At 64.5% G+C, this 14,268-nt stretch carries 13 protein-coding genes and 1 pseudogene; 5 read left to right on the top strand and 9 right to left on the bottom strand.

Going from position 1 to position 14,268, the window contains the following annotated elements:
- Positions 1-3: 3 nt before the first annotated feature.
- A complete protein-coding gene (locus tag AB0H22_RS06970; RefSeq protein ID WP_358145672.1) occupies positions 4-819 on the top strand; it encodes a hypothetical protein in 816 nt (271 codons plus the stop codon).
- The gene (locus AB0H22_RS06965) at positions 728-1,300 is read left to right on the top strand and encodes a cytochrome P450 (RefSeq protein ID WP_358145670.1); all 573 of its coding nucleotides are present in this window, start codon (positions 728-730) and stop codon (positions 1,298-1,300) included. Before AB0H22_RS06970 ends, AB0H22_RS06965 begins: the two co-directional genes overlap by 92 nt.
- Here the strand turns inward: AB0H22_RS06965 and AB0H22_RS06960 are convergent.
- On the bottom strand, positions 1,297-2,184 hold the full coding sequence (locus AB0H22_RS06960; RefSeq protein WP_180749253.1) for a TerC family protein: 888 nt from the start codon (positions 2,182-2,184) through the stop codon (positions 1,297-1,299). The genes AB0H22_RS06965 and AB0H22_RS06960 overlap by 4 nt on opposite strands.
- Positions 2,185-2,360: 176 nt before the next feature.
- Here AB0H22_RS06960 and AB0H22_RS06955 point away from each other — a divergent pair, with 176 nt between their 5' ends.
- Positions 2,361-3,002 (top strand): TetR/AcrR family transcriptional regulator, encoded by a 642-nt coding sequence (locus tag AB0H22_RS06955; RefSeq protein WP_180749252.1) that lies wholly within the window; start codon positions 2,361-2,363, stop codon positions 3,000-3,002.
- Positions 3,003-3,006: 4 nt separating this feature from the next.
- Here the strand turns inward: AB0H22_RS06955 and AB0H22_RS06950 are convergent, their stop codons facing one another.
- The 5 genes from AB0H22_RS06950 to AB0H22_RS06930 all read right to left on the bottom strand — a co-directional run bounded on the left by AB0H22_RS06950 (position 3,007) and on the right by AB0H22_RS06930 (position 8,938).
- On the bottom strand, positions 3,007-4,797 hold the full coding sequence (locus AB0H22_RS06950) for a SulP family inorganic anion transporter (protein WP_358145667.1): 1,791 nt from the start codon (positions 4,795-4,797) through the stop codon (positions 3,007-3,009).
- The gene (locus AB0H22_RS06945; RefSeq protein ID WP_358145665.1) at positions 4,798-5,916 is read right to left on the bottom strand and encodes a sulfate ABC transporter substrate-binding protein; all 1,119 of its coding nucleotides are present in this window, start codon (positions 5,914-5,916) and stop codon (positions 4,798-4,800) included. It lies immediately after the preceding gene.
- A gap of 98 nt (positions 5,917-6,014) precedes the next feature.
- Complete coding sequence (locus tag AB0H22_RS06940; RefSeq protein WP_358145663.1) at positions 6,015-6,575, bottom strand: TIGR03086 family metal-binding protein; 561 nt, start codon at positions 6,573-6,575, stop codon at positions 6,015-6,017.
- Positions 6,576-6,732: 157 nt separating this feature from the next.
- Positions 6,733-7,575, bottom strand: coding sequence for a MaoC/PaaZ C-terminal domain-containing protein (locus AB0H22_RS06935; RefSeq protein WP_180749248.1), 843 nt, complete (start codon positions 7,573-7,575; stop codon positions 6,733-6,735).
- A gap of 4 nt (positions 7,576-7,579) precedes the next feature.
- Complete coding sequence (locus AB0H22_RS06930; protein ID WP_180749247.1) at positions 7,580-8,938, bottom strand: 3-oxoacyl-ACP reductase; 1,359 nt, start codon at positions 8,936-8,938, stop codon at positions 7,580-7,582.
- A 71-nt stretch (positions 8,939-9,009) separates the two neighbouring features.
- On the opposite strand from AB0H22_RS06930, the gene AB0H22_RS06925 reads away from it, so the two are divergent.
- A complete protein-coding gene (locus tag AB0H22_RS06925) occupies positions 9,010-10,374 on the top strand; it encodes an acetyl-CoA C-acetyltransferase (protein WP_219602600.1) in 1,365 nt (454 codons plus the stop codon).
- A gap of 204 nt (positions 10,375-10,578) precedes the next feature.
- Here the strand turns inward: AB0H22_RS06925 and AB0H22_RS06920 are convergent, their stop codons facing one another.
- A complete protein-coding gene (locus tag AB0H22_RS06920) occupies positions 10,579-12,078 on the bottom strand; it encodes a molybdopterin-dependent oxidoreductase (RefSeq protein ID WP_358145661.1) in 1,500 nt (499 codons plus the stop codon).
- Positions 12,079-12,144: 66 nt separating this feature from the next.
- On the opposite strand from AB0H22_RS06920, the gene AB0H22_RS06915 reads away from it, so the two are divergent.
- Complete coding sequence (locus AB0H22_RS06915; protein ID WP_358145659.1) at positions 12,145-12,600, top strand: AAA family ATPase; 456 nt, start codon at positions 12,145-12,147, stop codon at positions 12,598-12,600.
- A 29-nt stretch (positions 12,601-12,629) separates the two neighbouring features.
- Here the strand turns inward: AB0H22_RS06915 and AB0H22_RS06910 are convergent.
- Together AB0H22_RS06910 and AB0H22_RS06905 are read right to left on the bottom strand one after the other, a co-directional pair.
- Positions 12,630-13,259, bottom strand: a pseudogene (locus AB0H22_RS06910) (DUF1361 domain-containing protein); the annotation flags it as partial.
- 32 nt (positions 13,260-13,291) lie between these two features.
- The gene (locus AB0H22_RS06905; RefSeq protein ID WP_180749243.1) at positions 13,292-14,245 is read right to left on the bottom strand and encodes an alpha/beta fold hydrolase; all 954 of its coding nucleotides are present in this window, start codon (positions 14,243-14,245) and stop codon (positions 13,292-13,294) included.
- Positions 14,246-14,268: the final 23 nt, after the last annotated feature.

The following is a 14,268-nucleotide window of genomic DNA, read 5'->3' as shown; positions in this document are numbered from 1 at the left end:
GCCATGACACTCAGGCATGACGCCCGGCTGGTCTATACGACTACCAAACCCGTTGTGCGGTCCCTAATCACCAATGCGGGGACCGAACTTCGGGCCAAGGTGTCCAGCCGCATGTTCCCGGGCGCGCAGGAGACCGACTTCGATCCCATGGATCCGGAGACCGCAGCCAATCCTTACCCCGGATATCGGCGCCTGCTCACCGGCGGACGAGTCCACTACAACCGGAAGCGCAACATCTTCATTCTGTGTCGCTACGAGGATGTGCGGGCGGCTGCACGCAATGACGCGTTGCTGTCCAACCGGGATGGCGTGGTGCGGGCCAGATTCGAGGTGCCGATACTGCTCAACATGGACCGGCCGCGGCATACCGAACTGCGCCGCAAGGCGCTGCCCGGGTTTACTCGCGGAGCTCTCGAGGGTTGGGCGCCGACCGTCGACCGGCTGGCTGCAGAGCTGGTGACCGGGCTCCTCGGCAACCCCGGCGCGGATGTTGTTGAACACCTTGCAGTTCCGTTGCCCATGCGGATGATCGCGCACATTCTCGGCATTCCGCCGGAGGATGAGGCGTTCTTCCGCCATTGGTCCAACGAGTCGGTACGCGTCGCCAACGTTGAGTTCAGTGCCAAGGGGCTGAGGCAGGTTCCGGGGACGCTCAACGGGGTTCGGCATCTGCACGATTACTTCATGACTCAGCTCGGCAAGGGAAATCTGCTGGGGTCCCGACACCGTGCTTGGCAGGCTCGTTGCGAATGCGGGCGAGGGGGAGATCAGCCACGACGAGCTGTTCTACTTCGCGTTACTACTCTTGCTAGCCGGTAACGAGACCACTACCAACCTACTGAGCACCATGTTTCTGACGATGTCGGAGAACCCGGACCAGTTCGGGCTCATCAGGTCCGCCCCGCGGCTACTCCCCGGCGCCGTGGAGGAACAGCTGCGTTACTCGTCGCCGATTCAGAACTTCTACCGCACCGCAGCGGCGGACTACCCCGTCGGGGATGTGGTGATCCCCGCCGGTGCGCGGGTGGCGCTGTTGTGGGGCGGGGCCAACCGCGATCCGCGCGAATTCGATGATCCCGACCGATTTCTCGCTGCCCGTGCGGTCAGTCACCATGTGGCCTTCGGGTCGGGGATACACCTGTGCCTGGGTGCGGGTTTGGCTCGGATGGAGGGACAGGCGGTACTTCGAGAGCTCGTCAATCGTGTCGATCGGATCGAGATCGACGGCACGCCGCGGTGGACGACCAACAGCTCGCTGCGGGGCCTCGAAGAGCTGCGCGTTCGGCTCGTGCCGCGCTAGCCGAGGCCGGCGCGGGTATCGCCTCCCTTTCCGTCCACCGGCTTACGGGACAGGCCCACTGAACCGGCCTCCGGGCTGGTGGACGTGGCCGCCGCTATCGCGACGGACTCGTCGACACCCGGATAACTGGGCCGCAGGGCAACGGGCTGATGAGTCGTGTTGCCTTGCCGGGCCTTCCGTGCCGCGGCAAGCAGGTTGAGTGCCTCGACGAGGATCGCGAACGCCATCGGGCCATAGATCATCGCCTTGTCGATCTTGACGCCGAATCCGTCGGCGATGAGGAAGACGCCGATGAGCAGGAGGAAGGACAGCGCGAGCATTTTGACCGTCGGATGCCGATTCACGAACGCAAAGACGAAGCGGGATGCGAACAGCATGATCGCGAAGGAGAGCACCACGACGGTGACGATGACGATCATATTGCTCGTCATGCCCACGGCGGTGATCACCGAATCGAGAGAGAACACCAGGTCCAGCAGCAGGATCTGAACCAGGACGGATTTGAATGTCGCTGCCCCCGCGGATGATTCGCTCTCGTCTCCCGAGCCTTCGAGCTTGAGATGTATTTCGTGAACGGCCTTGTACACCAGGAACAATCCGCCTGCGATCAGGATGAAGTCCTTGACCGAGAACCCATGGCCGAACAGTTCGAGAACGTCCTCCTTGAGTGTGATGATCCAGCCGGCCAGGAACACCAAGCCAACGCGCATCACCATGGCCAGGGTGAGGCCCAGATTGCGCGCCCGTGCCTGCTGGCCGCTGGGCAGCTTGCTGGCGAGGATCGAGATGAAGATGACGTTGTCGATACCGAGCACTACTTCCAGGACGAACAGGGTGAGGAAGACGGCCACCAGGTCGGGTGTCAGCGCAAGAGTGAAGTCCACGCGCAGGATCGTACGGGGTGGGGGTATCTGGATAGTGACGTTTGCGCGCTACCCTGCGGTCGGAGAAAGAAACTCTTCTTCTTGCCCACGGTTTCCCGGGTGTATGCAATAGTCGAACCACTCAGTAGCTTACTCTGGAGTAAGTTCGCGTGGACGTCCCAACCTCGGAGGCATGCATGGCCGGTGGTACCAAGCGGCTGCCCCGTGCCGTCCGGGAGCAGCAGATGCTGGATGCCGCTGTGCAGGAATTCGCGCTCAACGGCTTCCGGGACACCTCGATGGACGCCATCGCCGCGGCCGCCAAGATCTCCAAACCGATGCTCTATCTGTATTACGGCTCCAAGGAAGACCTCTTCGTCGCGTGCCTGCGCCGCGAACTCGGCCGGTTCGTCGAGGCGGTGCGCGGCGATATCGACCTCACCAAATCGCCTCGAGATGTGCTGAGCACCACGGTCGTATCGTTCCTGAACTACGTCGACACCCACCGGGCCTCCTGGATCGTCATCTACGGGCAGGCCACTAGCACACAGCTTTTCGCCAAGCAGGTGCGTGAGGGACGCGACCGCATCATCGAACTGGTCGCGCGGCTGATCAAGGCCGCCTCGCCGGAGATCGACCCCGACACCGATTACGACGCCATGGCCGTTGCCCTCGTCGGCGGTGGCGAGGCCGTGGCGTCCCGGGTCGCGACCGGTGATATCAAGGTCGAGGACGCCAAGGACACCCTGCTCAACCTGGGTTGGCGCGGTCTGCGCGGCCGTCCCCGGGACGAGGCCCCCGCGAGCGGCAGGGACCCCCAGGTGGCCAAACGCGCCTAAGGCGTCACACCAGGTAGTAAAGCTTTTCCTGGTTCGTCGTCGGGGCCGAAGGTGCTTCATCCAACCGGGTCTGTGCGTACCGAACGGCCTTCAGCGTCGCCGAGAATTCCTGGTCCTCCTCCGGGAAAACCTGCTCTGCCGGGAGCCATTCCGTGAATCCGATGTTGTGCAGCAAGGCAAGTGAATCCGGACGTACCCCGGCGAGCAGGATGGTCACGCCGCGCTCCTGCTGCTCCCTGATGAAGTGTTCGAGACGTTCGATGCAGACGACATCAGGGTGGCGCACCCGTTTCAATCTCAGGATCGCGACCTTCAGATTCTCGTCGCGGATCCTGGTGTGCAGCGCGTCGAGATAGCGGTCGAGTTCCGGTGCCGCGCCGAAGAACAGCTCCCCTTCCAGGTCGTAGATGACGGGGGAAGCGGCGTGGTGGGGATCGCTCGTGCCGGCTGCATCGTCCTGGGGAATCCGCTCGCGGATGACGCCCTCGTCGGTGACGATGAGCTCGGCGGCCGTGAGTTTGGCTGCTCGCGGTACGAACAGCAGGACCGACAGCACCACACCAACCAGTACCGCGGTGTCCAGATTGACGGCCACGCCGACCACCGCTGTGATGATGACCAGCCCGGCGTCATACCGTGACGCCTTCACCGCGTACTTGAGCCGCCGGAAGTCGACCAGCCGCACCGCCGTTACCAGCAGCAGGCCCGCCAGCGCAGCCTGCGGGATATAGCGGAGCAGCGGTGCGAAGAGCAGCAGCGCGATGGTTACCGTTGCCGCACTGACGATCCCGGAGAACCTGGTCGCGGCGCCGGACTGGTAGTTGATGGCCGAGCGGGACAACGAACCAGAACCGGGCAGGCATTGGAAGAAGCCGCCGGCGAGATTGGCCAGGCCCTCGGCAAGGATCTGACGGTTGTAGTCGATCTGCTGCCCGGTGTGGTGGGCGATGGCCTTGGCGATCGACAAGGCCTCGATCAGACCGATGAATGCGATGGCCAGCGCGCCATGGGACAGCTCGCCGAGAGTGCTCACCTGGACGTCGGGAATGTGGAACTCCGGGAGGCTGGCGGGGATCTTGCCGGAGATCTTCACATCGGTATGCCCCGCGCCGTCCGGCACCGTCCAGCCATAGGCGTAGGCGATGACGGCGGTGACGACAAGCACCAACAGCATGTCGATCTGCGGCAGGCCGTAGCGCTGGACCAGTCGACGCAGCAGCACCGCCAACACCACCGCCGAGGCGCTCAAGACCAACGCGTGGTAGTTCACGGCATCGCCGTGGAACAAGGTGAGCCAGGCGCGCTGCAGCACCTGCATGTGTCCGTCTCCCTTGTCCCGCACACCAATTGCGTTGGCGATCTGGCCGATTGCCAGCAGCAGGGCGGCGCTTGCCATGAATCCGATGATGACGGATTCGGAGATGTACCGGGTGAGGTCGCCGAGCTTGAAGACCGCGATGAGGATCTGGATCGCACCCACCAGCACGCCTAGTAGGAACAGTGCTTCGAACAGTCCGGTCCGGTTCTCCGGGTCCAGGAATGCCAGCGAGCTGAACACCAGTAGTGAGATCGCGCTGGTGGGTCCGTTGATCAGATGGGACGATGATCCGAATATCGATGCGATGGCCGCGACCACGATCGCGGAGTAGACACCATATTTCGGATCGACCCCAGCGATGAGCGCATAGGCCATGGCCTGGGGCAGCGATATCGCCGCCACCGTCAGACCGGCAATGATGTCGCGACGGGCCTTGATGGCGTCGTAGTTCTCGAATATTCCTAGTGCCGAAGACATCTAGCGTCCTTGTCTGTCGGAGGCGAAGGTGGTGGTGCCCCGGTTGGCGGTGCGCGGGATGGTTTCGTAGATTCCGTTGTCCGAGAAGAACTTCTGGCGCGCGTCATCCCAACTGGACGCGATCGCCGTGATGGGGAACAGGTTTATCGCGGGCAGTGTATTACCGTGGCGGGCAAGGATTTCGGGCTTGAACGGACGGTAGCCGCGTTGCGCCGCGACCTCCTGGGCCTCGTCGGTGAAGAGGTACTCCAGATACGCCTTGGCAATCGCGGTCCGCTTGGGATCGTTCAGGTTGGCGTCCACCCAGGCGACCGCAGGCTCGGCGCGAATGCTCACCGGCGGATAGACGATCTCGAGTTCGCCCTTGTTGGCATCGACCTCGTTGATCGCCTCGTTCTCCCACGTCAGATGCACGTCGCCGAGTCTCTGAACCGAGAACGTGTTGGTGGCTCCGCGTGCTCCGCTGTCGAGTGCTGCGACGTTTCCGAACAGTGACGTGAGATAGGTTCGCGCGTCCGCCTCGGTTCCGCCTCGCGTCACGACCGAGCCCCATGCCGCGAGCACGGAGAGCTGTCCGTTGCCGGAGGTGCGGGGGTTCGGCGTGATGACGGCGACGTTCTCTTTCGCCAGGTCCGGCCAGTCGTGGATGCCGTGCGGGTTGCCCTTGCGGACGACGAACACGATCGTCGACGTGTAGGGAATGGAGTTGTTGGGCAGTCGTTGACGCCAATTGGGCGCGATCAGCCCGCGCAGGCTCAGCGTGTCCACATCACTGACGGATGCCAGCGACACCACGTCGGCGCGCTGGCTGCCGTCCAGGACGCTGCGGGCCTGCCGTCCCGATCCGCCGTTGGTGCGCTTGATCTCGATCGTCTTGCCGGTCTTGTCCTTGTACTGCTTGGTGAAGGTGCCGTCGAGAACGTTGTAGAGCTCACGCGTCGGGTCGTAGGAGACATTGAATAGCCGGTCGGTGCTGTGGTCCGGCAGGTTCTTGACCACCACTAGGGTCGTCGCCACCAGGACGGCGACCACGCCGAGGATGTTCAGCAAGGGGAGCTGTCGCAGCAGCGCCCGCCAATCGACAGGTGGTGCTTCTTGGTGGGCTTCGTCCGCTGACACGACGTACTCCTCGAATTTGCTGCAGGCAAGTGACGAGCGATCGTAACGATCGATTCGCCGAAGTACAGCCGTGGAGATCAGCGTGAGTAATACTCGGGTTAGCTTGCCGGTGCCCAGTCGGGGTCGCGGCCGGTGAAGGCGATGAGCTTCACCAGGTTCGGGGAGTCGTCCGAGACGGACACCTCGTCGGCGAAGAAGTCCCCGTCGCGCCTCTCAGGCTGAATGATCATCCGCACCGACTCCAGCGCGCTCGTGGCAAGCGCCTCGGAGGGTGCGAAATCTTGGCCGGTGGACACGGCGTAGTCCCAGGCGTGGACGAGGAACTCCGAGGTGAGGATGCGCACGGCCACCTCAGCCGGGAATTCGCCGATCGGCATGGTCACCATCCCCGCGGTGCCGCGACGCTGCCAGGCATCGACCGCTGTCTGCGCCTGCGGAAGCAGGCGGTCCGCGGCCGAACCCTCGGAAGCGATCTCGATATCGGCACCGGCGGCACCGCCCAACAGTGTGATTGAGTTCTGCAGGTGTTCGGTGAGCTGTGCAACCGTGAACTTGGCGTTCGGGGTCTGTTTGTCGTTATCGGCCGCGGCGAGTCGGCTGACGACCTCATACAGGGCGGAGCGGGCTTCGTCGACGTTCTCGAGCAGTGATGTGGTCATGGTGGCTCCAATCTCAAGGGATTCTCTCTACCCATCAGACGGATAGACCATGCCGGATCCGACATCTCATCGGATGAAAAAACGCGAGTGTGCGTCTAGGCAGAAGATCTCGGAGAAATCTCTGCGTAGACGCACACTCGCGCCAGAAGTACAGGTATCAGAGTGGGGTGATGGTTCCGTTCAGGTGCGGGTCACCCTTCTTCGGGTTGCGAACGGCAATATCCCAGCCGTTGCCATCCTTCTCGATCCACACGCCCACCGAGGCGGGCAGCAGGATCGGCTTGCCGAACTTGATGTCATAGCGCACCGCATCGGGGATCTCGCCCTGGATGTTCCCGAGAACAGCTGCAGCGGTGAACATTCCGTGAGCGATTGCCTTCGGGAAACCCAGCACCTTCGCGCCGATCGACGAGGTGTGAATCGGGTTGTGGTCGCCGCCGACTGATGCGTACCGACGAATCTGCCCACCGCTGATCCGCAGCGTCGAGTTCGGCGGCGGCAGCTTGACGGCCTTCGGCGGTTCGGACTTGGGCCCGTCGGACAAGCTGGTGCGCTGCTGGCGCAGGAACGTCATGGTCTGCTGCCAGACCGTCTCGGTGCCGATGGTGATATCGGTGAGGACGTCCACCAGTAGACCCTTGCGATGCTCGCGCAGGTTCTGTGTGCGCACCTCGATATCAACGGTGTCGGTCGCGGTGATGGCGCGGTGCTGGGTGATGTGGTTCTCCAGGTGCACCGTGCCGATCGCCGGGAATGGGAAGTCGAATCCCGTGACCAACTCCATCACCGAGGGGAACTGCAGCACGAACGGATAGGTCACCGGCACTTTGTCGGTGAAACTCAGGCCGGTCACCTTGGCATAGGCGGCGACATGCGCGGGGTCGATCCGCACACCGTGTGTCCGAACAGCCCTGCTGGGCAGGGTTGTCGGGCGCGGGATGAATGGCAGTGCACCGACAGCGGCCATGGCCATATTGCGAAGGCCCGAGGGTTGCGTCATGTTGTTACGCCCCCAGCCAGGACTGGCCGCAGACCCGAACCACGTTACCGGTCACCGCGTTCGACGCGGGGCTGGCGAAGTAGGCGATGGTCTCGGCGACGTCCACCGGCTCGCCGCCCTGGTTCAGCGAGTTGATGCGGCGGCCGACCTCGCGGTTGGCCAGCGGGATGGCGGCCGTCATCTTGGTCTCGATGAAGCCCGGTGCGACGGCGTTGATGGTGATGCCCTTCTCTGCCAACGACGGGGCCAGCCCCTGGGTGATACCGATCATGCCGGCCTTGGTGGCGCCGTAGTTGGTCTGTCCGCGGTTACCGGCGATGCCGGCGATGGAGGCCAGGCCGATGATGCGTCCACCGTCGCCGATGGTGCCGTTCTCGATCAGGCCCTCGGTAAGACGCTGCGGAGCAAGCAGATTGACGGCGATCACGGAATCCCAGCGGGCGTCGTCCATGTTGGCCAGCAGCTTGTCGCGGGTGATGCCGGCGTTGTTGACCAGGATGTCGGCCTTACCGCCGTGGTGCTCCTTGAGGTGCGCGGTGATCTGGTCGACGGCGTCGGCCGCGGTGACGTCCAACGCCAACGACGTTCCGCCAACCTTCTGTGCGACGGCAGTGAGGTCGTCCGACGGCATGTCGATCGCGACGACGGCGGCGCCGTCGCGGGCGAACACCTCGGCGATGGTCTCACCGATACCGCGGGCGGCACCGGTGACGATGGCGACCTTGCCAGCCAGCGGCTTGTCCCAATCGGCGGGCGCGGTGGAGTCGTCGGCGCCCACGTAGAACACCTGGCCGTCCACATAGGTGGACTTGGCAGACAGGATGAAGCGCACGGTCGACTCCAGGCCCGTCGCACCGGCCTTGGCATCGGGGTGCACGTAGACCAGCTGCACGGTGGCGCCGTTACCGAACTCCTTGGCCAGCGAGCGGGTGAAGCCTTCCAGCGCGCGCTGGGCGATGCGTTCGTCGGTGGTGGCGGCCTTGTCCGGGGTGGTGCCGATGACCAGCAGGCGGCCCGACTTGCCGACATTGCGCAGCAGCGGGGTGAAGAACTCGTGCAGGCCCTTGAGCTCGACCGCGGTGGTGATGCCGGTGGCGTCGAAGACCAGGGCGCCGAACTTGTCGGCCCAGCGGCCGCCGAGGTTGTTGGAGACCAGCTCGTAGTCCTCGGCCAGGGCGGCGCGCAGCGGCTCGGCGAGGCGGCCCTCGCCGCCGATCAGCACGGGACCGGCCAGTGCGGGCTGGCCCTTCCTGTAGCGGCGCAGATTTTCGGGCTGAGGGATACCCAGGCGACCGGCGAGCAGGTTGCCGGGCCCGGAGTTGACCAGCAGCGCATAGAGGTCGTCAGTGAGCTTGGGGGACATGTGCCGTTCCTTAGTGGTCGCCTGTGATTGGTCTAGGGTGAACTCGACAAAGAACTTACTCCAGAGTAAGAATGCTCGGTAATCCTGCCCCCTTAACAGTGGAGAGACAAGTGGCAACCAGCTCGACACGCAAGTCAACTGCGTCGCAAGGCCGCCGCCGCGTAGCGGTTCTCGGCGGCAACCGCATTCCCTTCGCACGCTCGGACGGCGCTTATGCGAATGCCTCTAACCAGGACATGCTGACGGCCGCTATCACCGGCGCCGCCGACCGCTTCAACCTCAAGGGTGAGCGTCTGGACGCCGTCATCGCCGGCGCAGTCCTCAAACTGAGCCGTGATTTCAATCTCACCCGTGAGTCGGTGCTGGGCAGTCCGCTGTCGCCGTACACCCAGGCCTTCGACCTCCAGCAGGCTTGTGGCACGGGTCTGCAGGCCGCCATCGTCGGTGCCGACGGCATCGCCCTCGGCCGCTATGAGTCTGTGCTGGCCGGTGGCGTGGACACCACCTCCGATGCGCCCATCAACTTCGGCGATGACCTTCGCCACACCCTGCTGGCGATCCGCCGCGCCAAGGACAACGTGACCCGGCTCAAGCTGCTTGGCAAGTTGCCGGCTGCCCTCGGCGTCGACATCCCGCAGAACGGCGAACCGCGCACGGGCCTGTCCATGGGCGAGCACGCCGCCATCACCGCCAAGAAGATGGCCGTCAAGCGCACCGAGCAGGATGCCCTGGCCGCCGCCAGCCACCAGAAGATGGCCGCCGCCTACGACCGCGGTTTCTTCGACGACCTGATCAGCCCATTCCTGGGCCTGTACCGCGATGACAACCTGCGGCCCAAGTCGAGCGTGGAAAAGCTGGCGACGTTGAAGCCGGTCTTCGGCGTCAAGCACGGCGACGCCACCATGACCGCCGGTAACTCGACCCCACTGACCGACGGCGCCTCGGTGGCGCTGCTGTCCAGCGAGGAGTGGGCTGCCGAGCACAACATCCCCGTGCTGGCCTACTTCGTCGATGGCGAGACCGCGGCGGTGGACTACATCAACGGCCCCGACGGTCTGCTGATGGCCCCGACCTACGCGGTGCCGCGCCTGCTGGCTCGCAACGGTCTGACCTTGCAGGACTTCGACTTCTACGAGATCCACGAGGCCTTCGCCTCGGTGGTCCTCGCGACCCTGCAGGCGTGGGAGTCCGCTGACTACTGCAAGGAGCGCCTCGGTCTGGACGCTCCGCTCGGTGCGATTGACCGGTCCAAGCTCAATGTCAACGGCTCCTCGCTGGCGGCCGGACACCCGTTCGCGGCCACCGGTGGCCGCATCGTGGCGCAGCTGGCCAAGCAGCTCGCCGAGAAGAAGGCCGAGACCGGGAAGCCGGTGCGCGGACTCATCTCGGTCTGCGCCGCGGGTGGCCAGGGTGTGACCGCCATCCTCGAAGCCTGAGTGGTCTAGACGGCATTACCGGGACCCCCGGCTGCGGGCACTATGCCTGTGACCGGGGGTTTCGTCTTTTTTGGGGCATGTTCAAAAAATATTCGAAATGTGTGTAACGCTCCCGGAGTAGGTGTCGATACATGGGTAGCCTCGCGCCACCGTCCGACCCCCCGACCCGACGGCGGCGCGAGGCTACCTAATTTCTAGGGTCCGTTATGCGTCGACCCTGACCAATGTTCGTGGCCAGCCGGTTGCTCCATCCGGTGCGGGTGGGGCACTTTCTTCTGTCTGAACTTCACCGGTTCCGTCGGTTGCCCGCGCGGTGATCACGTGCTCGCCCGATGTGGACTGCCACGGGAACCACCACTGGCGCCAGGTGTCGATCGAGTACTCCGGGGCTAGTCGTGCCTCTTGCCACGGCTCCTGGTCGACGCGCACCTCCACCTTCGTGATTCCGCGATGCTGGGCCCATGCGGTCCCGGCGATGATCTGAGTGCCCGTGCCCAGGCGACCACCCGCCCGGGGTGCGTCGATGCGGCAGCCGGTCTTGATGGGGCCGCGTGCCGACCAACCGCGGACGGTCCAGTAAGCACGGGCCTTGTCGAAACGTGTGATCTCCCAGTCGACAACCCACTTGGTCGCCGACACGTAGCCGTACAGTCCGGGCACCACCTGCCGTACCGGATATCCGTGCTCAACGGGCAGCGGCGTCCCGTTCATCGCGATGGCGAGGATGGCATCGCGGCCGTCGATAAGCACATCGAGCGGGGTACCTGCCGTCCAGCCATCTGTGCTCGTGGACAGCAACATATCCGCATCGTGGTGAACCCCAACGGATTCGAGGATCGGCTTGATCGGAAAGCCGGTCCACATCGCATTGCCGATCAGATCCCCGCCGATCTCGTTGGAGACGCAGGTCAAGGTGACCGCGCGCTGGGTCGCCGCCATGGCGTTCAGGTCAGTCCATGTCAGGGTGCGTGGACGGTCGACCATGCCGTGGATGTTGAGCTGCCACTCGGCGGTGGTCACCTGGGGCACGCGTAGGGCCGTGTCGATTCGGTAGAAGTCCGCATTACTCGTGATGTAAGGGACCGCTCCCTTGACGTCGATCCCCGCGGGCAGCGGCGCAGTGGGTGCGACGGGTGCGGGCAGCGTGGCCTCCCGACGTTCCTCGGCGACGACGGCGCCCTTGCTCCAGCGGCTGCCGAGCCAATAGGCACCCGCTGATGCGGCCGCGAAAACCGCTGCGGCCCCGAAGAACTTGCGTCGATCCGGTGCATCCTCATGGGCGTCGTCCGAGCGGCCGACTAGTACGCGTAACACCAGCACCCCCGCCACGGCGGCGATCACCGAGGGCCAGACCCAGGTAAATCCCCCGGTCGGGCGGGTTGCGGCGGCCAATGCTCCGATGACGCCGAGCGCCGCGATGAGGGCCGAACCGTATCGTCGCTCGCGCTCGACGAGACCAGCCGCCGCGGCGAGAGCCGCGATAACCGCGGATAGGCAGGCGAACAGCACCGCCTTGTCCGAGGTGCCGAAAATCCCGATAACCCATTCGCGTACGGCTGCTGGGGTGTGGTCGACGACCATGTTTCCGACCGCGAAAAAGGGCGCGGAATCCGGTGCGACCGCTGCGGCGGTGAGTTGTCCGGCCGCGAGTGCGGCCCCCGCGGCGATAAGACCCGCGATGATCCGTCGTGCTGCCTGCTCCATCGTCACCTCCGTTGGGGTTCACTCTTCTCCTGCTGTCAACGACGCGCCACCGCATATGGTTCAGCTGTGGGACGGGTGTTGGTGACGGGCATGTCGGGAACAGGGAAGACCACGCTGCTGGAGGAGCTGGCGCGTCGTGGCTTTCACACCGTCGACACCGATGACGACGGCTGGACGCTCGCGGATGGCTCCTGGGACGCGATCCGGATGGCGGCGCTACTGGACCGCCATCCCGATGTCATCGTGTCCGGCACCGTGGATAACCAAGTGGACTTCTATGACTGGTTCGGCAACGTGGTGCTGCTCAGTGTGCCGCTGGACATCGCCCTGCAGCGGGTGAGCACCCGCGTCAACAACCCCTACGGTCGAACCGAGCCCGAGAGGATCGAGATCGCGCGGTACACCGAAGAAGTGGAGCCGCTGTTGCGTCAGAGCGCCACGGTGGAATTGGATGGGCGCCTGCCCGTGCCCGAGCTGGCGGATCGAGTCGGAGCTCTGGCAGCTCCCAGTTCCTCACCGTGAGGAGTCGCCTTTTTCTGGTCGGGCGTCTCGTCGGGAGGCGACAGTGACCACACGGTGAGGTAGGCCAGCCCGAAGAATGCGGCGACGGCCACGGCCACACCGGTATGGGCCACAAACGAAAACGGGGAGCTCACCCACTCGAGGGTGCTCGCGGCGACGGCGCCGGGACGGTGAATGAGATCCCAGGAGTTCCAGCGCTGGAAGCGTCCGATCACCACCCCCACCGCGCACAGGCCAACGGAGATGATGACGGCTATCCAACCGGTGACCCTGCCGAAGTCACGCTGGATTCGCCTGTGCACCAACCGTAGTGACACGACGCCGAGGATGATTCCGGTCCACGCCGCGACCCCGTACTGAAGAACGTGACGCCAGAAGGCGATGCCGTCGATCAGGTGCACCAGATCGGTGACGAGATAGGGCGCGTTGGGCAGGAAAACGAGCCACACCAGCCCAATCGGGATCAGCCAAATACGTCGTCGCACAGCCGAAAACGCCAACGCCGCGAAGACGGGGAGCCAGGCCAGGAACAGATTCCAGATGAGGAATCGGGTGGGATAGAACATCGGGGCCGCGGGATCGGTGACGCCGAGCAGGACCGTCAACAGGCTGGTTGCGACCAGTGAGAGAACCAGTACGGCACGTCGGGCTTCGGTCATGCGTCAAGTTTGCCCGAAAGCCGAGCGAGTTGTCAGCCGGCGATGGCTCGGATGAATCCGACGGCCGCGTCCTGTAATTGCTGTAGGCCCGGATCCTCCAGCGGATAGTGCCCGGATCGCTCCAGCGGCACCACTGTCACCGGCACCTTGGTGATGGGATCGAGCACCGGTCGGCTCAGCTCGTAGGGCGTCCAGCGGTCCTCGTCGGGTTGGGTGAGGATGATCGGACACACATCGAAATCGGCGGGTTCGATCGCCGGCGCGTAGCTCATGTACTCGGCCAGGAACTTCACGGTGACCCAGTTCGCCGCGGAGCTGCGGTCCTTCATAAAAACCTTCATCGCCGCGCGGTTGTTCGCGAGTGTGCTCATCTTCGATGCCAGCCACATGGGGTAGCGCACTCGCCGGGCCGGTGTCTTGGCCGCGAGCCGAAGGAAGGGCACGCCGACCCGAGCGGTCAGCAGATCGTGCGCGGTACCGTCGGCGACCTCGCGTACCCGCTGGTCCAGGAAAGTCATGCCGATGATCCCGCGCACCGTGTCACGCGGCGCCTTCGCAGCGACGTGGTAGGCCAGCATGCCGCCGGCGCTGAGCCCGTACAGCACGATCGGCCGCACATCGCGCCGTCGCTCATAGTCCAGGTAGTCGACCACCAGGTCAACCCAGTCGCCGTACCCCGGCACCGATCCAGGTGCCACATCGGTAAGCCCATAGCCCAGGTTGTCGATGGCGATGGTCTCGAAACCCTTGCGCGCCAGGGGTGCACCGAGGATGAGGGACATCTGCCGGCCGTTGGTGCCGACACCGTGAAGCAGCACCACCTTGACCGGTGCCGCGGGATTTGCGTACCGGTCCAGGTGTACCTGATTGCCCCGCCAGTCCCAGAACTCCTCCTGAGGTGCGGTCGAGTCGTCGAGGCGCAGCCGCTCCGGAAGGAACATCTGGAGGTCTTTCCACGCCTGCTGGTCGCGGTAGTAACGAGGCATGCAGCAACCCTATGCCGGGGGAG

Origin of the sequence: Mycobacterium sp. NPDC050853, from assembly GCF_040653875.1 — a bacterium.
Classification (GTDB): Bacteria; Actinomycetota; Actinomycetes; order Mycobacteriales; family Mycobacteriaceae; genus Mycobacterium.
Note: the sequence above shows the minus strand (reverse complement) of the source record. Positions and strands in the feature narration are given on the sequence as shown.